The organism is Arthrobacter sorbitolis (genome assembly GCF_054510995.1).
Window position 1 is genome coordinate 104,361 of record NZ_JBTNDM010000007.1, and the last position, 21,882, is coordinate 126,242.

The following is a 21,882-nucleotide window of genomic DNA, read 5'->3' on the forward strand; positions in this document are numbered from 1 at the left end:
TGCCGCCGGTGAGGCGGCAGTCCCGGGTGCGTCGGACGGGGCCCGTGGCGTGCCGGTTCGCCGGACCGCGAGCGCCCGCGAGTTGCCCGCGAGCGCCCGCGAGTTGCCCGCGAGCGCCCGCGAGTGCCCGCGAGTTGCCCGCGAGTTGCCCGCGTGGCGCGTGGATCCGCTAGCGTCGGGGAGAGCACAGGCGAGCACGGGGAGGAAGACATGACGCGTCCGATCGACCCGCCCGCGGGCGCCCCTGTCCGGGTGAGCCTCGGGTCCTGGCCCACGCCGCTCGAACCCGCGCCTCGCCTGTCGTCCGCCCTCGGTCTCGACCCGGACGACCTCCGGATCAAACACGACGACCTCATCGGCCTCGGCGGGGGCGGCAACAAGGTGCGCAAACTCGAGTGGACCGCCGGAACAGCGCTCGCGCAGGGCGCCGACGTGCTGGTCACCAGCGGGGCGGCCCAGAGCAATCACGCCCGCCTCACCGCCGCAGCGGGCGCCCGCCTCGGGGTCGACGTCGTCCTCGTGCTGACCGGGGAGCCCGTACCCACCGGCAACATCGCCCTCGACACCCTGCTGGGCGCCTCCGTCCGCTGGTGCGGCGACGTCTCGGACGAGGAACTCGCCGCCCGCGTGCAGGAGGCCGCGGACGAACTGGCAGCGCAGGGCCGACGGCCCGCCATCATCCCCTTCGGCGGGTCGAACGCACTCGGCGCCACCGGTTACCGCACGGCAGGCGACGAACTCCTCCGTCAGGATCCCGCCGTGCAGCACGTCGTGGTGGCGGTCGGGTCCGGTGGAACCATGGCGGGACTCGTCGCGGCTCTCGGGGCCGGGCGCGTCCTCGGGGTGGATACCGGAGCGTTGCCGGAGCCTGCCTCGGCCGTCGCCCGGATGACCGCGGAGCTCACGGGACGGCCCGCGGACGCGTCGGCCCTGCGGATCGACGGAAGCCTGCTCGGGCCCGGCTACGGCTCCGTCACCGACGTCGTCCTCGAGGCGATGCGCCTCGCCGCGCACACCGAGGGCCTCATCCTCGACCCCACCTACACGGCACGCGCCATGGCCGGGCTCATGATGGCGGTCCGGCAGGGTGACCTGGTCCCGGGGCAACGCGTCGTGTTCTGGCACACCGGGGGACTACCCGGACTGATGGGAACCACTCCGGCACTCGAGAGGATCATGGCCGGATGAGCCCTTCCGCCGAGCACGACGACGCCGCTGCCTTCGCGTCCTACACGGAGTCCTTCACCGAACCCCGCGGCTACCTGAACTTCGCGAGCTACGGGCCGCCGTCGCGCGCGGTCCGCGAGCGGGTCGCACACCTGCTGGAGGTCGCCGGCGACGCGCCCGCCGGTGCGAGCGAGAACCTGCACGCTGAGGACCTCCGTGCACGCGAAGCCTTCTCGCGGCTCAGCGGGTTCCCCCTCGAACACGTGGGCCTGACCGGCAGCACCTCCCTCGGCCTGTTCCAGGTGGCGTTCGGCCTGCCCGGCGGGTCGGTGCTCGTCGGCGCCGGCGAATTCCCGTCCAACGTCTATCCCTGGCTGCGCACGAACGCCCTGGGGCGGGCGCGCGTCGACCTGACCGGCGCACCCGGCACCCGCATGACGCCCGACGTCGTCGCCCGTGCACTGACGGACGACACCCTCGCGGTGAGTGTCAGCGCCGTCGACTTCCGCACCGGCTACCGCGCCGACCTCGCGGGCATCCGCGAGGTGATCGGCCCCGACCGGCTGCTGCTGGTCGACGGCATCCAGGGCTTCGGCGTCGCGGATCTCGAGTGGACGTCGGCCGACGTGCTCATCGCCGGCGCGCAGAAGTGGGTCCGCGGTGGCTGGGGCGTCGCCGCCCTCGCCCTGTCGCCGCAGGGCATGGAGCGGATCGAGCCGTTGCTCACCGGGTGGACGGGCGTCACGGACTCCCGCCGGTACGACGGCGAGGAGCACCCGCCCCTGCCCGGAGCGCAGCGCTTCTCCATCTCCAACCTCTCGCCCTACGCGACCGGCGCCTTCGCGGAGGCCCTCACCCTGATCGAGTCGGTGGGCCTGCCGGCGATCGACGGCATCGTCGCGACCCACGCCCAGGCGCTCGTCGAGCAGCTCGACGCCGCCGGAGTGGAGGTCCTCTCGCCCCGGGAGCGTTCGGAGAGCGCCGGGATCGTGGTGGCAGGGCTGCCCGCCCGCGCGGCGGAGGCGCACGGGGCGCTTGCGGCCGCCGACATCACCGCGACGCTGCACGGGGAGGACCGGATACGCCTCTCCGTCCACGCGACGACGCGCTCCGAGGTGTTCGGCGAGGCCGCGGAGGTCCTCGGGCAGTTCACCTGAGGGCCGGGGCGCCCGCCGTCGTCCCTGGTTCTGCACCGGCACCCGCCGCGGCACTATAGGCCGCCCGCTGCCCGTGCGCCAGACCACGGCACGCCGATGGTTCACAGAAGGCAATCATCCCTCGAAGTGTCCGAGGCCGGTGCTAACGTCCGAGCCAGAACATGTGACCTAGGCAACATGTTCGTGACCTCAGGCATCTGACCTGGGCGTGTTTGCATCAGCTGGGACATTTCACTAAGGAGAACCCTTGAATCTCACCACCCGAACCGGCGGACTGCGGTGCGCGATGGCGCTCGCCGTGACCACCGCCGTCGTGCTCGCCCCCGTGAGCGCGCAGGCCACCACCGGCACCGCGGCGGGCTCAGCCGCCGCGACGTCGTTCACCTCCTCGCCGAGCGCTGACGGCGCCGCACACAAACTCGACGACCGCTCCGATCCCGCGGCCGAGGAACGCCGCGACCTCAACCAGCAGGGCGTGGCCAAGGTCCTCTCGGGCGAGGCGAAGGTCGAGGACCGTGGCGGATCCAAGGCCGTCAGGATCGCGCCCGGCCAGTGGGCGCAGTACGGCCTGCAGGACAGCGACCAGATCCTGTCCTTCCTCGTCGACTTCGGCGACAAGGCCGACCCCCGCTTCCCGACCGCCGCCCCGGGCCCCACGAACGGCGCGATCAAGGAACCGAACCGCGCGGTGGACAACTCCACCTACTGGTCCGACACCTTCGACCGCGAGCACTACCTCGACATGTTCTTCGGCACCGAGGGCGAGTCGCTGAAGGGCGTTTACGAGGAGATGTCCAGCGGCCGGTACACGGTCGACGGCGACGTCAGCGACTGGGTCACCGTCCCCTATTCCTCGGCCAGCTACGGCGAGACCGAGAGCCAGGCGGACATGACCCGCTTCGTGCAGGACACCGCGAACGCCTGGTACGACTCGCAGGTCGCGGCCGGCAAGACCGCCGCCGAGATCGACGCGTACCTCGCGGGCTTCGACCAGTGGGACCGCTACGACTTCGACAAGGACGGCGACTTCGACGAGGCCGACGGCTACATCGACCACTTCCAGGCCATCCACGCGGGCGAGGGCGAGGAGGCCGGCGCGGTGTCGTCGGCCATCTGGTCGCACCGCTGGGCCGTCGGCCAGGCGGGACGCGGCACGGCCGGGCCCGCAGCGAACCCCTTCGGCGGCATCAAGATCGGCAAGTCCGACGTCTGGATCCGCGACTACACCACGGAGCCCGAGAACGGCGGTCTCGGCGTCTTCGCGCACGAGTACGGTCACGACCTCGGCCTGCCCGACCTGTACGACACGAGCGGCGGCGAGAACGGCACCGGCTTCTGGACGCTCATGAGCTCCGGTTCCTGGCTCGGCCACGGCGACGGCTCGATCGGCACCACCCCGAACCACATGGGCGCCTGGGAGAAGCTGCAGCTCGGCTGGCTCGACTACGACGTCGCCACGGCGGGTGTGAAGTCGACCCACAAGATCGGCCCCTCGTTCCACGCCACGAAGGCCCCGCAGGCCGTCGTCGTGAACCTGCCCAAGGACGCTGCCGGCAAGAACCGCTTCTACATCGCGGAGAACCGGGTGTACGCGGGGTACGACGCCACGCTCGCCACCGGTCCGTACAACTTCGGCTGGGGCCTCACCGCGCCGGACACCGTGGAGCACTACAAGTACCAGGACGGCCTGAGCATCACGTACTGGAATACCGCGCAGACCAACAACAACACGCGCCAGCACCCGGGCGCCGGCCTGGCCCTGCCGGTCGATGCGCACCCGAAGGCCCTCCGCTGGTCCGACGGCACCGTGCTCCGCAACCGAATCCAGAGCTTCGACGCCACCTTCGGCAAGGAGTCCACGGATCCGCTGAGCCTGCACCGCGAGACCGCGGCAGGCATGACGACGGCCACCGCCCCGTCACAGCCGGGCGTCGCCGTCTTCGACGACACCAACCCCAACGCCTACTACGACGCCACGAACCCGCAGGGCTCGGTCGTCGTCGCCGGCACCGGGACGAAGATCGAAGTGGTCCAGTCCAACTCGACGGGCATGCTGACCCTGCAGGTCCGCTAGTCCCTGCATGAACCCCGAAGGAGCCGGGAGGGAACTCCCGGCTCCTTCGTGCGTACGGGGCCGGCTCGGTCCACCGCCGTCGTTCCCGTCGTTCCCGTCGTTCCCGTGTTTCCCGTCGTTCCCGGATTTGCCGTCGTTCCCGCGGCCGGAGGTTCCCGCGGCCCGAGGGCGGAACGCGGCGTGTCCCGGCAGGACCTGGGCGGTCCGGGGTGAAGAGCGCGAACGACGACGGGACGGCGGCCCTGCTAGTGCGTGGGCTTCCGGCGCCTCGGCTGGGCGACGACGGCGATCGCGACGGCCAGGGCGAGGGCCACGATGCTGAGGACTCCGGCGGCGACGTACCGTCCCGACGGGACGAGGTCCACCTGCTCTCCGCCCGCGGCAGCCTCCTCCGCCTCCGCTTCGGCCTCCGTGTCCGCCTCCGCCTCGGGCGACGGCGTTCCGGGGACGGTGGGTGTCGTGCGGACCGTGTCCGGCAGCGGATCCGACGGCTGCCGGACCGGGGCTTGAAGGACCTCCACGCCGGCGGTGCCGTCTCCCGTTCCCTCGGGGGCGGGCACGGGGGTGGACGTCGTGGGCGCAGGCGTCCCGGGACTGGACGGCGAGGGCGTCGCTTCGGGAGTGGGCGGTGCGGTCCCGGCAGGGGCGACGGGCGGAGGAGGAGTCGCCTCGGGCTGCACCACGGCCGGCGGATCCGACGGTGCGGGGACCTCCGGAGTCGGCGGGGTCGGCGGGGCCGGCGGGGGCGCCGGCGGGTCGCTCGGGGGTTCCGCGGGATCCACGGGAGGTTCGGGCGGCGTACCGGGCTCCGTCACGGGGGGATCCGACGGGGGCGCCGACGGTCCGGGGGCGACGCGCGGCGGAGCGATGGCCTCCTCAGGGGGAGGCGGCGCGGGCTCCGTGGACGGGACGACCTGGCCGATCATCCCGGGACCGACAGCGGAGGCGGTTGCAGGACTCGCGAGCAGGAGCCCGCTGCTCAGGGCCAGTGCACTGAGGGTGGTGGCAAGGCGCATGGCGGGGTCTTCTCCGAAGGGGCGGCGAGCGGCTGCGGGGGCGACGGGACGGACTCCCGCAGCATGCTGACGATCACCCACCATCCTACGGGGCGCGGCTGTTCGTCCCCGCTGGTCGCCGTACCGGTCGGGCGCTTGCCAGGTCGGCCCGGCGCCGGGTAGCACCGGCTTCCGCGATCGCCCGATGGGCTCAGGCGCGCTCGAGGACCGCCGGCCGGAACACGAAGAAGCGGTACGCGACGTAGCGGAACACATTGCCGAGGAGGACTCCCACGATATTGCCGGAGACGTTGTCGGCCAGCGGGCTCGTGAGGCCGAGCATGTAGTGCGAGGCGAAGAGGCAGGCCGCCGCGATGCCGAGCCCCACCAGGTTCGTCAGACCGAAGAGGAGGGCCTCCTCGTGCTTGGGACGTCCGACGAACTGGCGGAACGTGACGTAGTGGCTCCCCAGCCAGGAGACCCCGGTGGCCAGGGCCACGGAGGCGACCTTCGACGTGATCGGCCCGACACCGAAACCCGAGGCGAGGATGTTGTAGACCGAGATGTCGACGATGAACGCGACGGTCCCGACGATGGTGAAGGAGCCGAGGCGCTGAACGGCACCGCTCATGGCCTTCCTCCCTCACAGACAACGCCTCATGCTACTCCTTAGGTTGCCTAAGTAACTAATTGGACGTTATGCCCCGAGGGCTTCGTCAAGGTACCGCCGCCGGCACCGTCCCCGTTGCCGCGGGCGGGCTCAGGAACTCGGGCGGCTCGACTTCGCACGCTCCATCGGCGACACCCTTCCGCTGCGCGATGCGGTGGTGGCCGTCGAGCGATTCGAGTGCAAGGCGGGCGACCCCATCCGTCTCGTCTCGTGCCCTGACCCTGTCGGACGGCCCGACAGGTGGCTCGCCGTCAGCCGAGCATCGACCGGTCGTCCAGCCGATGGTACGAGCGGTTGTGATAGACGAGCGGCGCCGCGGCGTCGGGCCGGCTCCGCTCGATGGACAGGACCTCCGCGGCGAGGATCATCGAGCCGCCGACCGGCAGGCGGTGCAGGATGCGGCAGCGCAGGGCCCATGGCGCGTCGACCAGCAGCGGCTCGCCGGAGGGCAGCGGCCGCCAGGCGACGGCCCCGCCGAAGCGGTCGGCGCCGCGGGTCGCGAACAGCTGGGCGGTATCGAGCTGGTCGGCACCGAGCAGGTGCACCACGAGCGTGTCCGCGCGGACGAGGGCAGCGGCCGACGACGACGCCGTGGACACGGAGAACGCGAGGACGGGCGGCTCCGCCGAGACCGAGGACACCGACGACGCCGTCAGGCCCACCGGGCCGTCCGGTCCCTCCGCGGTGATGACCGCGATCCCTGCCGGGTGGGTGCGGAAGGCGTCCTTGAAGAGGTCGGCGGTGGGGCGTGCGTGGTCCGCGGGGGCTGTCATGACGTCAACGCTAGAACCTCAACTGAAGTTGAGGTCAAATCGGCGGATCAGGGATCGAGGAGGGTGGACGAGATGCCGCGCCGGCCGGCGTCGTCGTTCGGGTTCACGAAGCCACACGTCGCCAGGGAGAGGCAGCCGCACCCGATGCAGCCGCCCAGCCGGTCCCGCAGGTGTTCGAGCTGCACGATGCGTTGCCCGATCTCCTGCTGCCATGCCGCGGACAGCCGCTGCCAGTCCTCCTGGTCGGGGACGCCGTCCTTCGGTAGTTCGGCGAAGGCCTTCGCGACCGTGGCGAGGGGGATGCCCGCGCGCTGCGCGGCCCTGATGACGGCGACGCGGCGCAGGATGGAGCGGTCGTACCGGCGCTGGTTGCCGGTGGTGCGGCGGCTGTGGATGAGGCCCTGGCGTTCGTAGAAGTGCAGGGCGGACACGCTCATGCCGCTGCGCGCGGCCAGTTGTCCCACGGAGAGATCCTGGTCCGGCATGGATCTCCTTCCTGCTACGTCGGCGTCGTGCCAGCGTAGCGTCGGGCGTCACCCGGCGTCCTCCGACACCCGGCGCGGTGGGTGTTCCGCTACCGGCCCAGCAGCTCCGTGACGTACTGCTTCAGCGGCGTCGTCGGGCGGCCGATGATGCGTGCCAGCGTGCCGTCGGTGTCGGCAAGCGCCCCGTCGGCGATGTTCGCGTCCAGGGCGGCCGTGAAGCGGGCCGTGCCTTCGTCGAGCCCGGCGGCCGTGAGTGCCGCGACGTACTCGTCCCCCGAGAGCTTGTCCGCGGAGACGGGCATGCCGCCGACCTCGGAGACCGTCGCGGCGAGCTCCTCGAACGTCCAGGGCTCGTCGCCGCCGAGTTCGAGGATGTCGCCCGCGTAGTCGTCGGACAGCAGGACGACGGCGGCAGCCTCGGCGAAGTCGCGCCGTGGTGCGCTCGCGACCCGCCCGCTGCCCGCACCCGTCAGGAAGCTGCCCGTCGACGCGGCCTGGTGGACGGTGTCGTCGTAGTTCTCGGTGTACCAGTTGTTGCGCAGCACGGTGTAGGTGAGGCCGGAGCCCTCGAGCAGACCCTCGGTGGCCTTGTGCTCGGGGGCGAGGACGAGGGGCGACGTCGTGGCCTTCGGTGCGCTCGTGTAGACCAGGGACGCGTCCGCCTTCCGGGCGGCGTCGATGACGGCCTTGTGCTGCACGGTGCGCCGGCCCGGTTCGTTGCCCGAGATGAGGAGGATCTTCTCCACGCCCGCGAAGGCGGCGTCGAGCGAGGACGCGTCGGCGTAGTCCATGAGTGCCGTGCGGACGCCCTGCTCGGCCAGCCGGGCGAGGACCTCCTCGTTGCGCCCGCTGGCCACGATGGTCGAGGGGTCCACGCCGCGCGCCAGCAGCTGCTCGACGACGAGGCGGCCGAGGTGGCCCGTGGCTCCGGTGATGGCGATGGTCATGGTGATCCTTCCGTTCACGCACCCGTGCGGTACGTCTACCAGCGGTAACGGGGTGCGGCCGAAAAGACTTCCCGGGGCGCCGCGTGGACAGCAGCCGCGGCGAGACGGTAGGACTGCAGGGACAAGAAGGCACCCACAGAGAAGGACCTCCGCCGTGCGCCAGACCCCGTCCAGCCCGCAACGCCGCCTGAAGGTAGGGGTGGTGGGGATCGGCTGGGCCGGCCGGCAGCACCTCGACGCGTACGCGAACAGCGCCGACGTCGAGATCATCGGGCTGGCCGGCATGGAACCGGACCTGCTCGCCGAGCTCCGCGACGAGTACGGCATACCCCACGCCGTGGAGCGCTGGGAGGACCTGATCGCGCTCGAGGGGCTCGACGCCGTCAGCGTCGCCGTCCCCACGTTCCTGCACGCTCCCATCACCGTCGCCGCGCTCGAGCGTGGCCTCCACGTCCTCAGCGAGAAGCCAATCGCCCGGGACGGCGACGAGGGCCAGCGCATGGTCGACGCGGCCCGCAGCGCCGGTCGCGTGCTCGAGGTCGCGTTCAACCACCGCCGCCGCGGCGACATCACGGCCCTGAAGCGCGTCATCGACGACGGCGGACTCGGCCGCCCCTACTACGCGAAGGCCTCCTGGCTGCGCCGCTCCGGTATCCCCTCGCTGGGCAGCTGGTTCACGAACCGTGAGATGGCCGGCGGCGGCCCGCTCGCGGACATCGGCGTGCACGTGCTCGACTACGCACTGCACCTGCTCGGCGAGCCGAAGGTCCTGTCCGTCTCGGCGTCGACCTACTCCGAACTCGGGCCGCAGGGCCGCGGTGGTGGCGGCGGGTACGGCGCGCAGGCCATGGGCTCCGCGTTCGAGGTGGAGGACTTCGCCTCGGCGTTCATCCGCCTCGAAGGGGGCGCGACCCTGCTGATCGAGGCCGGCTGGGCCGCCTACCGCGACGCCGACGACCTGCTGGACTTCCGCGTCTACGGGACCGGCGGCGGAGCGGAGCTGACCCGGGTCGGCGGTCCGAGCGACGCCGTGGAAGCCCTGCACGTCTTCACCGAGGAGGGCGACTACGACCCGGAGGTCGGCCCGTCGCCGGGCCATCAGGGCGTCGTCGACGACTTCCTCGCCACCGTCCGCGCCGGCGGGTCCGAGTGGGGCAGGCATGACGGCTCGCTCGCGCTGGGCCGCGCCCGCATCATCGACGCCTGCTACGCATCCGCAGCCCAGCACCGGGAGATCCAGCTCTGATGACGATCGAGACCAATGCCCCCACCTTCGACGGCAAGCCCACCGTCGTCGTCTGGAACGAGGGCGTCCACGAGGCCCGCAACGAACCCGTCACGATCGGCGAGATGTATCCGCGGGGCATCCACGGGGCCATCGCGGAGTCCCTCGCGGGCTACTTCCCCGGGGCGGACGTCACCACCGCCACCCTCGCCGATCCGGAGCACGGCCTCACCGAGGAGCGCCTCGCCGGCACCGACGTGCTGCTGTGGTGGGGGCACATCGCCCACGGCGAGGTGTCCGACGACGTCGTCGAGCGCGTGCACCGCCATGTCCTCGGCGGCATGGGCCTCGTGGTGCTGCACTCGGGCCACTTCTCGAAGATCCTCACGCGGCTGCTCGGGACCACCTGCTCGCTGAAGTGGAGGAACGACGGCGAACGCGAACTGGTGTGGACGGTCAAGCCGTCGCATCCCATCGCCGCCGGCATCGAGAGTCCCATCGTCATCCCCGAGCAGGAGATGTACGGGGAGCTGTTCGACATCCCCGAGCCGGACGACCTGATCTTCATCAGCTCCTTCGAGGGCGGCGAGGTGTTCCGCTCGGGCGTGACGTTCTCGCGTGGCAAGGGTCGGATCTTCTACTTCAGCCCCGGCGACCAGGAGTACCCGGTCTACCATCACCCGCAGGTCCGGCGCGTGCTCGCCAACGCCGTCGACTGGGTGGCGCAGCCCGGCATCGACCGGACGGCGCCCGGCGTGGAGAACCCCGCGCGGGACTGGTTCCTGGGCTAGCCGGCCAGGCGCGCCACGAGTGCCGCGGCGCCCTGTGTGTGCAGCGTTCCGAGCGCCTCGAGGTAGGCCTCCACGAACGCGGGCTGCTCGGCGAGGTCGAGGAACAGGTCCTGCTGGCGGAGGAACGCGAGCGGATCGGTGCGGCTCCGCGAGGCAGCCTCCCGGACCTGGTCGTGCAGCCGGTCGACGATCTCGATCGGCTCTCCCGCCTCGTCGGTCCCCTCCGCGTAGCGGGCCCAGGCGGCGATGATCGCGGCTCCGTACCGGACGCTGCGGCCGGCCTCCAGGTTCTCCCGGATGAGGGGCACGAGCCACTTCGGGATGCGGTCGAAACTCTCGGCGCACAGGCGGGGGACGGTGTCGCGGACGGCCGCGTTGGAGAACCGCGAGATGAGCTGGCGCCGGTAGGCGTCGAGGTCGACGCCGGGCACGGGCCGCAGGGTCGGGGTGGCCTCCTGCTCCATATAGGCGAGCAGGTAGCGGGCGAAGGCGGGGTCCTGGCAGACGTCGTGGACGAGGCGGTACCCGGCGAGGTAGCCGGGGTAGCAGAGTGCCTGGTGGCTCACGTTGAGCAGCCGGAGCTTCATGAGTTCGTAGGGTTCGACGTCGTCCACGAGCTGCACGCCCGCGTCCTCCCAGGCGGGGCGGCCCTGCGCGAAGTCGTCCTCGAGGACCCACTGCTCGAAGTCCTCGCACACCACGGGCCAGCCGTCCTCGACCCCGAAGCCTTCTGCCACCCGGGCCCGGTCCTGGTCCGTCGCCGGTATGGCGCCCGGGGCGAGGTCGGCCCGCAGGGCCGGATGGCCGGCGTCGACCTCGCCGGTCACCGGATCGATGCAGTAGCCGCCCTCGGTGATGGTCATGGAGACGATGCGGACACCGGGAGCAGCGATCGCCTCGATGACGGCCTCCGGATCCTCGGGCGCGAAGAGGTACTCCACGATCGAGCCGATGACCCGGGCGTCCTCCGAGCCGTCCGGCGCCTTCGCCACGAGCGTGTAGAGGCAGTCCTGGCTGTCCAGAACCCGCTTCATCGCCGCGTCGTGGGGGAGCACGCCGACGCCGAGGACCGCCCAGTCGCGGGCCTGCCCGCTGTTCAGCAGGCGGTCCACGTACATGGCCTGATGGGCGCGGTGGAACCCGCCGACGCCGAAGTGCACGATCCCCACGCTTAACCCCGACCTGTCGTAGGCGGGCACGGACACGGTGGAGGGGAGGGAGGACAGCGTCGCGGCTGAGAGGTGGGTCATGGCGCGCCTTCGCGTAGGGGTCCGGGAATCAGGTGAGCTGCCACGAGGACACGTCCAGGACGCGGTCGGCGCGCTCCCGGCCGGCGGCGACGAGCGCCCCGTTGGGTTCGTCCACGCGACGCACCCACTCCTCCGCGGCGGCCGGCGTCTTCCCGAACAGGATATGCCGGGCGACGAGCCGCCGGCGGCGCAGGTCGGGGTCGACGTCGATGAACCACACCTCGTCGAGGAGGTTCCGGGCGTCCTGCCAGCCGGGTCCCTCCAGCAGCAGGTAGTTGCCCTCGGTGACGAGGAGGGACGACGACGGCGGCACCGGCAGGGCATTGGCGAGCGGCTGCTCGAGGTCGCGTTCGAAGGCGGGTGCGTAGACGGTGTGGTCCGGGTGCGCGCGCAGCCGCGCCAGCAGGGCGGCGTACCCGTGGGCGTCGAACGTCTCGGGCGCGCCCTTCCGGTCGAGGAGCCCCAGACCCGCGAGCGCCTGGTCCGCCAGGTGGAATCCGTCCATCGGCACCAGGGCGTGCGAGGCCGGGTCGAGCGCCGCGACCGCCGCGGCGACCGTGGACTTCCCGGCGCCCGGCGCGCCGACGATCCCGAGCAGCGCCCGCCCGCCGGAGACGGGACGGGGGAGGATCCCGCGCAGCTCGACGGCGTTGCGGACGGACAGACGGTCCACGTCACTTCCTCCTGCGGTCGGGGAGCGGTGCCGAGCCGTTCCTCCATCCATTCTGCCGTGCGGCACGGGATCGGACCGATGGCGGACCGATGGTGGGCCGACGGGGCGGTCCCGTCGGCGACGTGGGCCCGGCCGGAGGGTCCGGCCCGCAGCGCGGATGTCCGGGTGCAGCGGGACGGGGTGGGCGCCGTCGCGCGCGTGTACCCCGATTCCGCGCCGCAGCGTGACGTGGTGCGGAGTGGTGACCGGACCGTCCGGCGGGTCACGATGGAGGGACGACCCGACCAGGAGGCCGCATGGGACACGTGGTATTGCTCGGAGACTCCATCCTCGACAACGGACGGTACGTGGGCGGCGGTCCCGACGTCGTGCAGGTCCGCGACGCGCTACCGGACCCGTGGCGGGCCACGCTGCTGGCCGTCGACGGCGACGTCGTCTCCGGTGTCGCGCGCCAGCTGCGCGCCCTGCCGCCCGACGCCACGCACCTCGTCGTCAGTGTCGGCGGGAACGATGCACTCGGGTACCGCCACCTGCTGGAGCGCCCGGTGGGCGGGGTCGTGGAGGCGCTGCTCGCCTTCGACGCACCCCGCAGGGCGTTTGCGCAGGACTACGGCGTGATGCTCGACGGCGTCCTCGCTGCGGGCCTGCCCACGAGCGTCTGCACCATCTACGACACGCCGGCCTCCGAGCCCGGCTCGGCGGTGATCAGCATGGCGCTCACGTTCTTCAACGACTGCATCACCCGGGCCGCGTTCGCGCGGGGCGTGTCCGTCGTCGACCTCCGGCTGGTGTGCGACGACGACGGCGACTACGCCAACCCCATCGAACCCTCGGTCCAGGGTGGGCGGAAGATCGCCGCCGCCATCGCCGCGTTCCTCCTGCCCGCGCAGGACCGTGCACGGTCGACGGTCATCGCCCGATGACCGGGCAAACCCGGAAGTTCCCAAAGCGCACGACCCCGGCTAACGTTCGGCTGGGGGGACGGGAGTCCGACCGCTCAGCTGCACCCGGCGTGATGCCGTTCCGGTCCAGGCGTGTCCGAGTCGCGGGGAAGCAGCGGAGCCGCGACCACGCCCCCCGTTCCCATCCCCAGAGGCGCGGAGTCCCAGCATGACCGATACCGGCACGATCGACCCCGGCACGATCGACCCAGGCGTGGACGGATCCGCCGCGCCGGCCGCGGGCACCCCCGACCGGCAGGCCCTGTTCGCGTCCGTCGTCACCCACGCCAACGACGTGGTCCTCGTGACGGAGGCGGAGCCCATCGATGCGGCGTCCGGAGGGCCCAAGGTCCTCTACGTCAATCCGGCCTTCACCCGTATGACGGGGTACGAAACCGACGAGATCGTGGGCCGCACACCCCGGATCCTGCAGTCGCCCGCCACCGACCGCCGGGAGCTGGACCGGCTGCGGGCCGCGCTGCGGTCGTGGGACGCGGTGGAGGTGGAACTCCTGAACGTGCACAAGGACGGCACCGAATTCTGGGTGCAGCTGAACATCACGCCCGTCGCCGACGAGACGGGCTACTTCACCCACTGGGTGGCCATCCAGCGCGACATTACGGCGCGCAAGCACCGCGAGCTCGCCGTCCGTTCCATGCTGGACAGCACCTCGGATCTGCTGCTGGTCCTCGACGGCGGCCGCGTGGCGGCGGCCAGCGCCGCCTCGCAGCGGATCCTCGACGTCACGCCGGCGCAGCTGCAGGGCACGCAGCTCGTGGACCTCGTGCACCCCGAGGAACGGCCGGCCGTGCTGAGGCTCCTCGAGGACTCAGCGGTCCCGCGGCTGGTCGGACGGACCGTCGCGACGGTGCGCATGCAGCACGCCGACGGGTCGTGGCGCCGGCTCGAACTGAGCGCCGCCGCCGCCCCCGACGGCGTGGAAGGCCTCGTCGTGGCCTGCGCCGACGTCACCGAGCGGGTCCGGGTGGAGGAGGAGCTCGAGGAGACCAACCGGCGTTTCCGCAGCGCCTTCGACGACGCCCCCATCGGCATGGCCATCACCTCCCTGTCCGGCAGGTTCCTGCAGGTCAACAACGCCCTGTGCGGACTGCTCGGCCATGCGTCGTCGGAGCTGCTCGCCATGACCGTGCAGGACGTGACGCACCCGGAGGACGTCCTCCACGCCGACCGCCAGCGCCAGGCGCTGATGCGCGGCGCGTTCGACAGCCACCGGCACGAGACCCGCTTCCTCCACGCCGACGGGAGCGTCGTCGGGATCCTGCACTCGTCCTCCACGGTGCGCGGCGCGCACGGGGAGCCTCGACTCCTGATCGACCACATCGAGAACATCACCGACCGGCAGGCCTTCGAGGCGCGCCTGCGGCACCAGGCACTGCACGACACCCTGACGGGACTGCCGAACCGGGCGCTGTTCATGGACCGGCTGGACCGCGCCCTCGCCACCGACGGCGTCGACGGTGCGGGCCGCGTCGCGGTGCTGTTCTGCGACGTCGACCGGTTCAAGACCGTCAACGACACCTACGGCCATCACGTGGGGGACCTCGTCCTCACGTCGATCGCGCAGCGCCTCCACGCGGTGCTCCACCCGACCGACACGGTGGCCCGGTTGGGCGGCGACGAACTGATCGTCCTCTGCGCGGCTTCCGGTCCGGAGGAGGCCCGCGCGACGGCGGACCGCCTCCGCGCGTCCCTGGCCGAGCCGGTCACGGTGAACGGGGTGCAGATCCAGGTCACCCTCTCCATCGGGATCGCCCTGTCCGCTCCGGGGCGCAGCACCGCCGAGCAGATGCTGCGCGACAGCGACGACGCGATGTACGCCGCGAAGGGCTCCGGCCGGAACCAGTACACGCTGCACGACGAGGAGCACAGCGGGGCCGTCCGGCGCCGCATGGTGCTGAAGGCGGCCCTTCCCCTGGCGATCGCCGACGGTGAGCTCTGCCTCCACTACCAGCCGCAGCTGGACCTGGCCACCGAGGAGCAGGTCGGCAGCGAGGCCCTCGTGCGCTGGAACCACCCGACGCTGGGCCTGCTCATGCCGGGGGAGTTCATCGAGCTCGCCGAGGAGTCGGGGCTGATGCGCGACCTCGGCCGGTGGGTGCTCGGTGAAGCCCTGCGGCGTGTGGCCGCGCTCCTCCGCCGCGGGGCCGTCCCCGAGGTGACGTGGCTCAACGCGTCCGCCTCCGAGCTGGACGACCCGGACTTCGCCGCCGGGGTGGAGGCCGCCCTCGCGGAGCACGGCGTGCCCGGCTCCGCGCTGGGCATCGAGGTCACCGAGAGTGTCCTCATGACCAACCTCACCCGGGCGCACGGGAACCTCACCCGCCTGCGCTCCCTCGGGGTGCAGCTCGCCATCGACGACTTCGGCACCGGGTACTCGTCGCTGTCCTACATCGGGCAGTTCCCCGTGGACACCATCAAGATCGACGGCTCCTTCATCGCCGGGCTCGACAACCCCGCGCGTCGCCGAGAGTCCTTCGCGATCGTCACCGCCGTCATCAGCCTCGCGCACTCGCTGGGACTCACGGTCGTCGCCGAGGGAATCGAGACGCCGACGCAGTCGCTGATCCTGCACGGCCTCGGCTGCGACCAGGGCCAGGGGTACCTCTTCGGGAGGCCGCGGGCGCTGGACTCCTGATCCTCGGGGAAGATCAGTCCGCGGGACGCAGCGACGTGATCATCGTCCTGATGTCCTGGTACTCCGGCGTCTCCATGTAGGCCTGGGGGGTGTCGATGTGCTGCGGTTTGCCCGGGTAGACCGCGTAGGGGTCGTAGATGCCGCCGAAGGCGGCCCCGGACGGCGGCCACGAGAAGAAGTGGGCGAGCGGGCAGGCCGTCGGACCCGTGGGTTCGGGCGCCGACGTGATGCCGTACGCGAGGGTCGAGGCCGCCACCGGGTCGGGGACGGCGGGGTCGGTACGGCCCTCGAACACGAACCGGGGCGTCGCCGAACCCTGCGCGAGGGCCGGAAGCGGCTCCGTGTCGAGCAGTGCGTAGGGGATCTCCGCCGGGCACACGGCGCCGGTGACGAGCTCCGTCCGCAGGGTTGCCAGCTGACGGCCCGTCTCATCCCCGACGACGACGGACACCCCCTCGGGCGGGGGCTCCGGAGCGTCGGCGACGGTCCAGGCGGCGGGATGGTCGAAGGACAGGGCGCCGTCCGACGTCGTGTACGTCGCCCAACCCTCCGCCGGCTCCGTGGCACCGGACGAGGGCTGCCCCGCCGGTGGCGACGCCGTCGGGCCGGCGGCCACCGGCTCGGGCTGCCGCGATCCGGTGTCCCCGGGCGTGGCGCCCGGGCCGGGACTGCAGGAGGAGAGGAGGAGGACGAGGCTCACTGCCCCCGATGACACCACTACCGGCACGGTCAGGCGACCCATGGCTACTCCTTCGTATCGCTGGCGGATCGTTCCATGGTGATCCCTGCCCGGCCCCGGGAACAGGGACGCAACCCAACTGTTGCCAGGGCCGCCGGATCGTTGCCGTTCCGTGTGCGCTTCGTAGGCGATCCGTGACCTCCCGGGAAGCACCGGAATCACTGGACCACCCCCGTACCCGGTGCGATGGTTGGTCCATGGTCAGCGAAGACGACGTCCGGTCCGCGTGCCTCGCCCTGCCCGGCACCTCGGAGCGGCTGAGCTGGAACCGGCCGGCGTGGTTCGCCCGGACCCTGTTCGCGCGCATGTGGGACGACACCGTGCTGACGGTCAAGACCGACGAGCGTGCCGCGCTGCTCGCGACGCAGCCGGGCGTCTTCCTGCTCCACCCCCACCACGAGCGGTACGACTCCCTGGTCCTCGTGCGCCTCGGGCGCCTCGACCACGACCAGCTGACGGAGCTGATCCAGGAGTCCTATTCGATCGCCAACGACGCGTCGTCCCGGCGCTGACGTCCTGCCCGGTGCGGGCTGTGGTGTTCGTCACGCGAGGGCGCGGCCCGGGTCGGTGCCCTCGCCGCGCCAGGACGGGAAGGCAGGTAGTCCGGAGCGGGGTCCGCGAGTAGGGCCGTACCCGCGGACAGGTAGGCATCGGGTGGAAGCGGCGCGGGTGGCCTCGTGAGGTCGCGGGACCCGTACTCGTGAAGCGGTTCCCGTCCGGTGGATACCTTGAATCAGGTGCTCGCTGGCAGAGCCGGCGACGACGCACCCTACCCCTTCGGGATGGGCGGACGCACCGGCCCGGCCACGGCACACAGCCACCGGGCGGCCTCCGCCGCCCCGCGGCTGGAACTCCTGTCCTCCTTCCGTCTCACACGAGGCCGTCCATGCCGTCCCGGCTGCGACCGGCCCAGGGGAAACCATGACCTCTCTGCAGTCCCTCCTCCAGGACTCGTACACCCGACGCCGCACGGTGGCCATCATCGTCGCGCTCATCCTGACGGCCCTCGTGCCGCTCGCCGACACCCTCCTGCCCGCCGGCTGGTCCTCCGTGCTGCTGGCCGCGGGCGTCCTGCTGCTGATGGCCACGCTGCTGATGCTCGCGCGCCCCGGCTCGTCCGGCGGCATCGACCCGCGGCAGTCCGACGGCAGCAACCGCCGCGGCGCCGGACTGCTGCTGTACCTCTCGCCGGTCATCCTCCTGAACCTCGTGTACCCGCTCGTCAGCCCCGCCATGGCGGCGGTCAACGTCGGAGGCGTGCAGCTCACCCTCGTGGTGCTCGCCTCCTCCATCACCGTCCCGTGGCTCGCGCAGGCCGCCTGCCTCCCCGCCTACCGCGCCATCGGCGACCTCATGGCGGAACGGGACATGGCCGCCATCACGCGCCGTTTCTGCACCACGTGGCCCGCCATGTTCGTCCAGTCGCTGCCGCTCGTCGTCGTGTTCGCCCTCCCGCTGTGGCTCGCCACGCGCTGGTCGCTCCCGGCCCTCGCCACCTACGCCGCCCTCTGCGCCCTCCACCTGCTCTTCGTGCAGTCGCTCATCCTCGCGAACGTCGGGGAGCGGCGCGGACTGTGGGCCGTCGCCTGGGTGGCGTACGCCGCGGCACTCTTCGCAGCGCCCACCATCTGGTGGCTCCCGCCGCTGCTCGGGACCCTCACCCAGGTCGCGGCCATGGGACGCGGCCTGGTGGCCGTCCGGCTCGCCCGCCGCCTCGATGCCCGTCACTTCTCGGCCGACCTCGTCCGCGGGCTCCTGCTCGGCGCCGTGCTCTGGGCCGACAAGTTCGTCCTGTTCCTCGTCACGGACGGCGACTTCCAGGTGGTGATCGTGTTCCTGGCGATGCTGCCCGCCGTCATCGCCTACAACTACTACTTCGTGAATCTCGCCCCGCGGGTGGACCGGGCTGTGGCGACACTGCACCGCACCATCGCCGAGGAGCCGCTGACGGTCCTCGCGACGAGGTCGAAGCGCCTGAGCCGGACCGTGGACCGTGCCATCCTCAGCACGGGCGCCGTCGGCATGATCCTCACCCTCGTCGTCGTGCTCCTCCTCGAGGGCATCCAGCCCGTCAACGTGCTGCTGGCCGTCTCCGTGGGCGTGGCGTCCTGGGCCTTCATGATCCTGACGCTCCTCAGCTACGAACTGGACTACATCGGGGAGAAGGTCCTCCCGCAGGTGCTGGGCGGCATCCACGTGGCACTGTGCGCCGCGGCCTTCCTGCTGGTCGGCGTCGTGCAGGGCTCCGCCGGAGCCGTGCTCGCGTACGGCTCGCTCGTGGTGGCGGACCTCGTGCTCGTCGCCGTCGCGTGGGTGCTCTACAAGCGGCACTGGACCCAGCCCGAGTACACGCTGTTCTGGCGCCACGCCACCTCCTGGTAGCCCCGCCACCCCGACCCTCCACACGACCCGCCACACGACCCGCTCCCAGCCCCGCTCCCAGCCCCAAGGAAGAACCATGTACGTGTTCAAGACCCCGAAAGCCCGCCGAGCCGCACTCGAGCAGTCCCCGGCCGCGCTCCATCCGGCCCAGGCGGCAGCGCAGGCCTCCTACGCGGACGTCGACGTCGCCATCGTCATGGAATCGACCTACCCGTACCTCAAGGGCGGCGTCTCGGCGGTGGTGCACGACATCGTGACGCACAACCCCGACCTCACCTACGGCATCATCCACATCACCTGGGACTCCTCGTCACCCCAGGACGACCTGTACGGCATGCCGGAGAACGTGGTCTGGGTGCGCCCCGTCTACCTGAGCATGCAGGAGCACCGGCACGACTTCATGGCCGTCTCCTCCCGGGACCTCGGCATGGGCCCGGCGGAGAGGGCGGCGCTCGCGGACCGCCTGTTCGACGCGCTGTACGCCCTGTCCGAGCGGCGCGAGGTGGAACCGCTGTGGCAGCTCATCGACGAGGGCTTCAACGAGCGCACCCGCACCTACCCGCTCTGGGCGCTGCTGGGTTCGAAGGAGTTCATGGAGGCGCTCTCCGTGCGGATGCCGCAGCTCGACCTGTCCCTGGCGGACTCCTTCTGGACGCTGCGGAACTTCCTCTCGCTCGCCTTCGCCATCCTCGGGGAGACCATGCCGAAGGCGCGCGTCTACCACGCCCACACCACCGGCTACGCCTCGCTCCTCGGCGCCGCGGCGGCCCGGGACCACGACACGTCCTTCCTGCTGACCGAGCACAACCTGTACGTGCGCGACACCGTCAACACCCTGCTGGACCGCAACATGGCGCTGTCCATCACCTCGGAGGACTACCGGACGTTCGACGTCACGCCGGAGCAGCGGGCGTGGATGGCGTGGTGGACCGAGATGGGCCACTTCTGCTACCCGAGCGCCACCCTCATCACGTACCTGTACCCGACGGCGATCACGGAGGCCGCGCGTCTGGGCACCGACATCGACAAGGCCGTCGTCGTGCCCAATGCCATGGTCATCGAGGAGTTCGACGACAAGTACCGGGCGCGGCGTGCCGCACAGGAACTCCTGGAGCAGCGCCGCGACGACCACACCTGGAAACTCGTCTACATCGCCCGGGTGGTCCCCATCAAGGGACTGCTCGACCTCCTGTCGAGCATGGACATCCTGCGTCGGCACGGTTTCCCGAACCTCCACCTCGACGTCCTCGGCCCCACCGAGCACGTGCCCGAGTACTACGAGGCGTGCCTCGCGAAGATCGAGAGCCTCGGACTCCACGACCACGTCACCGTCCACGGGACCGTCAACGTCCGCGACATGCTCGACCAGTTCGACCTGCTCGTGCTCCCGAGCTACAACGAGGGCCAGCCCATCGTGGTGCTCGAGGCGATGGCCGCCGGCATCCCCACCGTCGGCACCGACGTCGGCGGTATGCGCCAGCTGATCGGCGACGAGCTCCACACCCGGGACGGCCGGACGGTGGGCCCGTGCGGCGAGCTGGTGGTGGCGGGCGACGTGGAGCAGATGGCCGACAACATCCGCGCGGTGATCGGCAGCCCGGAGCTCTACGGCACCTATGCGGAGAACGCCCGCACCCGGGTCCAGGAGTTCTTCCAGATGCACGAGATCATGTCCTCGTACAACGAGATCTACCGGACCGTCGGTGACATCACGGACCTCGGCAAGCTCACGACGACCGGGCTCGGCGACCTCGCACGGTCGGGCTCATGACGGGGGTCGGCGCCTGGATCCGGTACGGCGACCCCCTGCTGCCGGGCCAGCTGGAGTTCGCCGCCGAGCACTACCGGGTGGCGATCCTCCAGCCGTGGGAGGTGGACGCGGCGAAGGAGCTCAAGCGCCTCCGGCCGGACATGACGGTGCTCTGCTACAAGTGCCTGTCCTCCACGCGGAGCTACGAGCCCGGGCCCGTCTTCAGCTCCGGGATCTCCTCCCGGGAGGCGGAGGAAGCGGACGGCGGCTGGTTCGCCCGGCGCCTCGACGGCACCCGCCTCGAGTGGGAGCGCTACCCCGGGCACTGGCAGATGCGGGTGTGGGACCCCGGCTACCAGCGCCGCTGGGTGGACAACGTCGTCGGGGAACTGGAGGACTCGCCCTTCGACGGCGTCATGGCCGACAACGACGTGTTCGACGACTACTACGGCCTGCGGCTGCCGATCGAGGGCCTGGCGGACATGGCCGCGCTGCGGACGGCCCTCGGCGACCTCGTGGCCGCTGCGGGGACGGCGCTCAACGCCGTCGGCAAGATCCTCGTGCCGAACATCGCGGAATCGCGCCGCGAACCGGGCCGGTGGGAGGCGCATGCGGCCTTCGGCGGGGGCTTCGAGGAGGTCTGGCTCGGGTACAGCCCCGTGGACCTGTTCGACCCGGCCACGGCCGAGGCACAGCTGTCGCAGGCCGCCGGACCCGGGCTCGCCATCCTCCGCGTCCCCACCGACGGCGACGACCGGCACCCCAACTTCACCTACGGGCTCTCGGCGTTCTGGATCTTCGGGGAGGGGCGGGGAGCCTACAGCGCCACGGCCCACGACGACTACAGCCGCCTCCAGTACGCCCCCGAACTCGACTGGCAGCTCGGCGCCCCGCGGACCGCACCGCAGGGCGGGAAGCACACCTGGTGGCGGGAGTTCGACGGCGGATTCGCCGCGGTGAACCTCAACCAGGACGGCCGGCGGCGCCGCCGGGTGCGGATCCCCGCGGGCCTCGTGGATGCCGAGGGGCGGCCCGCGCCGTCGTCGGTGGTCCTGCCGCCGCACCGCGGAGTCCTGTTCCGCCGTCCCGCCGCCTGACCGGCCGGCGCACGGCTGACCGGGTGACCCGCAACCGCCCGAGCGGGCGCCGGGCGCCGCCCGTCCCGGCGGCCACGTGGCCCGGGTGATCGGCGGCCACCCCGGGTGAC

General features: G+C 71.7%; 19 protein-coding genes. 11 read left to right on the plus strand and 8 right to left on the minus strand.

Annotated elements, in window-relative coordinates:
- The first annotated feature begins 210 nt into the window (after window positions 1–210).
- From ACX80K_RS13210 to ACX80K_RS13220, 3 genes are all read left to right on the plus strand, one after another.
- Window positions 211–1,188: a D-cysteine desulfhydrase family protein gene (locus ACX80K_RS13210; protein WP_459272346.1), complete on the plus strand. Its 978-nt coding sequence runs from the start codon at window positions 211–213 to the stop codon at window positions 1,186–1,188.
- A complete protein-coding gene (locus ACX80K_RS13215) occupies window positions 1,185–2,324 on the plus strand; it encodes an aminotransferase class V-fold PLP-dependent enzyme (protein ID WP_459272347.1) in 1,140 nt (379 codons plus the stop codon). Before ACX80K_RS13210 ends, ACX80K_RS13215 begins: the two co-directional genes overlap by 4 nt.
- A 247-nt stretch (window positions 2,325–2,571) precedes the next feature.
- Window positions 2,572–4,398, plus strand: coding sequence for an immune inhibitor A domain-containing protein (locus ACX80K_RS13220; protein ID WP_459272348.1), 1,827 nt, complete (start codon window positions 2,572–2,574; stop codon window positions 4,396–4,398).
- A gap of 245 nt (window positions 4,399–4,643) precedes the next feature.
- Here ACX80K_RS13220 and ACX80K_RS13225 read toward each other — a convergent pair whose 3' ends face one another.
- From ACX80K_RS13225 to ACX80K_RS13245, 5 genes are all read right to left on the minus strand, one after another.
- Entirely contained in the window at window positions 4,644–5,414 is a 771-nt protein-coding gene (locus ACX80K_RS13225; RefSeq protein WP_459272349.1) for a hypothetical protein, read from the minus strand.
- A 190-nt stretch (window positions 5,415–5,604) separates the two neighbouring features.
- Window positions 5,605–6,024 (minus strand): GtrA family protein, encoded by a 420-nt coding sequence (locus ACX80K_RS13230; protein ID WP_459272350.1) that lies wholly within the window; start codon window positions 6,022–6,024, stop codon window positions 5,605–5,607.
- Between the two features lie 290 nt (window positions 6,025–6,314).
- Window positions 6,315–6,836 (minus strand): flavin reductase family protein, encoded by a 522-nt coding sequence (locus ACX80K_RS13235; RefSeq protein WP_459272351.1) that lies wholly within the window; start codon window positions 6,834–6,836, stop codon window positions 6,315–6,317.
- A gap of 47 nt (window positions 6,837–6,883) precedes the next feature.
- The gene (gene soxR / locus ACX80K_RS13240; protein WP_104180470.1) at window positions 6,884–7,321 is read right to left on the minus strand and encodes a redox-sensitive transcriptional activator SoxR; all 438 of its coding nucleotides are present in this window, start codon (window positions 7,319–7,321) and stop codon (window positions 6,884–6,886) included.
- 89 nt (window positions 7,322–7,410) lie between these two features.
- Window positions 7,411–8,268: an SDR family oxidoreductase gene (locus ACX80K_RS13245; RefSeq protein WP_459272352.1), complete on the minus strand. Its 858-nt coding sequence runs from the start codon at window positions 8,266–8,268 to the stop codon at window positions 7,411–7,413.
- A gap of 154 nt (window positions 8,269–8,422) precedes the next feature.
- Between ACX80K_RS13245 and ACX80K_RS13250 the strand changes: the two genes are divergently transcribed.
- Together ACX80K_RS13250 and ACX80K_RS13255 are read left to right on the plus strand one after the other, a co-directional pair.
- Complete coding sequence (locus tag ACX80K_RS13250) at window positions 8,423–9,514, plus strand: Gfo/Idh/MocA family protein (RefSeq protein WP_459272353.1); 1,092 nt, start codon at window positions 8,423–8,425, stop codon at window positions 9,512–9,514.
- On the plus strand, window positions 9,514–10,284 hold the full coding sequence (locus tag ACX80K_RS13255) for a ThuA domain-containing protein (protein WP_459272354.1): 771 nt from the start codon (window positions 9,514–9,516) through the stop codon (window positions 10,282–10,284). The genes ACX80K_RS13250 and ACX80K_RS13255 overlap by 1 nt, the downstream gene beginning before the upstream one ends.
- Here the strand turns inward: ACX80K_RS13255 and ACX80K_RS13260 are convergent.
- Both ACX80K_RS13260 and ACX80K_RS13265 read right to left on the minus strand, forming a co-directional pair.
- Window positions 10,281–11,534: a mannitol dehydrogenase family protein gene (locus ACX80K_RS13260; RefSeq protein ID WP_459272355.1), complete on the minus strand. Its 1,254-nt coding sequence runs from the start codon at window positions 11,532–11,534 to the stop codon at window positions 10,281–10,283. The genes ACX80K_RS13255 and ACX80K_RS13260 overlap by 4 nt on opposite strands.
- A 28-nt stretch (window positions 11,535–11,562) precedes the next feature.
- Window positions 11,563–12,207, minus strand: coding sequence for a nucleoside/nucleotide kinase family protein (locus ACX80K_RS13265; protein ID WP_459272356.1), 645 nt, complete (start codon window positions 12,205–12,207; stop codon window positions 11,563–11,565).
- Between the two features lie 296 nt (window positions 12,208–12,503).
- On the opposite strand from ACX80K_RS13265, the gene ACX80K_RS13270 reads away from it, so the two are divergent.
- Both ACX80K_RS13270 and ACX80K_RS13275 read left to right on the plus strand, forming a co-directional pair.
- Window positions 12,504–13,130 (plus strand): GDSL-type esterase/lipase family protein, encoded by a 627-nt coding sequence (locus ACX80K_RS13270; protein WP_459272357.1) that lies wholly within the window; start codon window positions 12,504–12,506, stop codon window positions 13,128–13,130.
- 187 nt (window positions 13,131–13,317) lie between these two features.
- Window positions 13,318–15,804, plus strand: coding sequence for a sensor domain-containing protein (locus tag ACX80K_RS13275; protein ID WP_459272358.1), 2,487 nt, complete (start codon window positions 13,318–13,320; stop codon window positions 15,802–15,804).
- A gap of 13 nt (window positions 15,805–15,817) precedes the next feature.
- Here the strand turns inward: ACX80K_RS13275 and ACX80K_RS13280 are convergent, their stop codons facing one another.
- The gene (locus tag ACX80K_RS13280) at window positions 15,818–16,546 is read right to left on the minus strand and encodes a hypothetical protein (RefSeq protein ID WP_459272359.1); all 729 of its coding nucleotides are present in this window, start codon (window positions 16,544–16,546) and stop codon (window positions 15,818–15,820) included.
- A gap of 194 nt (window positions 16,547–16,740) precedes the next feature.
- Between ACX80K_RS13280 and ACX80K_RS13285 the strand changes: the two genes are divergently transcribed.
- The 4 genes from ACX80K_RS13285 to ACX80K_RS13300 all read left to right on the plus strand — a co-directional run bounded on the left by ACX80K_RS13285 (window position 16,741) and on the right by ACX80K_RS13300 (window position 21,772).
- Window positions 16,741–17,055 carry an MmcQ/YjbR family DNA-binding protein gene (locus ACX80K_RS13285; protein WP_459272360.1) on the plus strand — a complete coding sequence of 105 codons (315 nt, stop codon included), beginning with the start codon at window positions 16,741–16,743 and terminating at the stop codon, window positions 17,053–17,055.
- Window positions 17,056–17,464: 409 nt separating this feature from the next.
- Window positions 17,465–18,925 carry a hypothetical protein gene (locus ACX80K_RS13290; protein ID WP_459272361.1) on the plus strand — a complete coding sequence of 487 codons (1,461 nt, stop codon included), beginning with the start codon at window positions 17,465–17,467 and terminating at the stop codon, window positions 18,923–18,925.
- A gap of 76 nt (window positions 18,926–19,001) precedes the next feature.
- Window positions 19,002–20,696 (plus strand): GT4 family glycosyltransferase PelF, encoded by a 1,695-nt coding sequence (pelF, locus tag ACX80K_RS13295; RefSeq protein ID WP_459272362.1) that lies wholly within the window; start codon window positions 19,002–19,004, stop codon window positions 20,694–20,696.
- Window positions 20,693–21,772, plus strand: a complete 1,080-nt coding sequence (locus ACX80K_RS13300; RefSeq protein WP_459272363.1) for a putative glycoside hydrolase — start codon at window positions 20,693–20,695, stop codon at window positions 21,770–21,772. Before pelF ends, ACX80K_RS13300 begins: the two co-directional genes overlap by 4 nt.
- Window positions 21,773–21,882 lie beyond the last annotated feature (110 nt).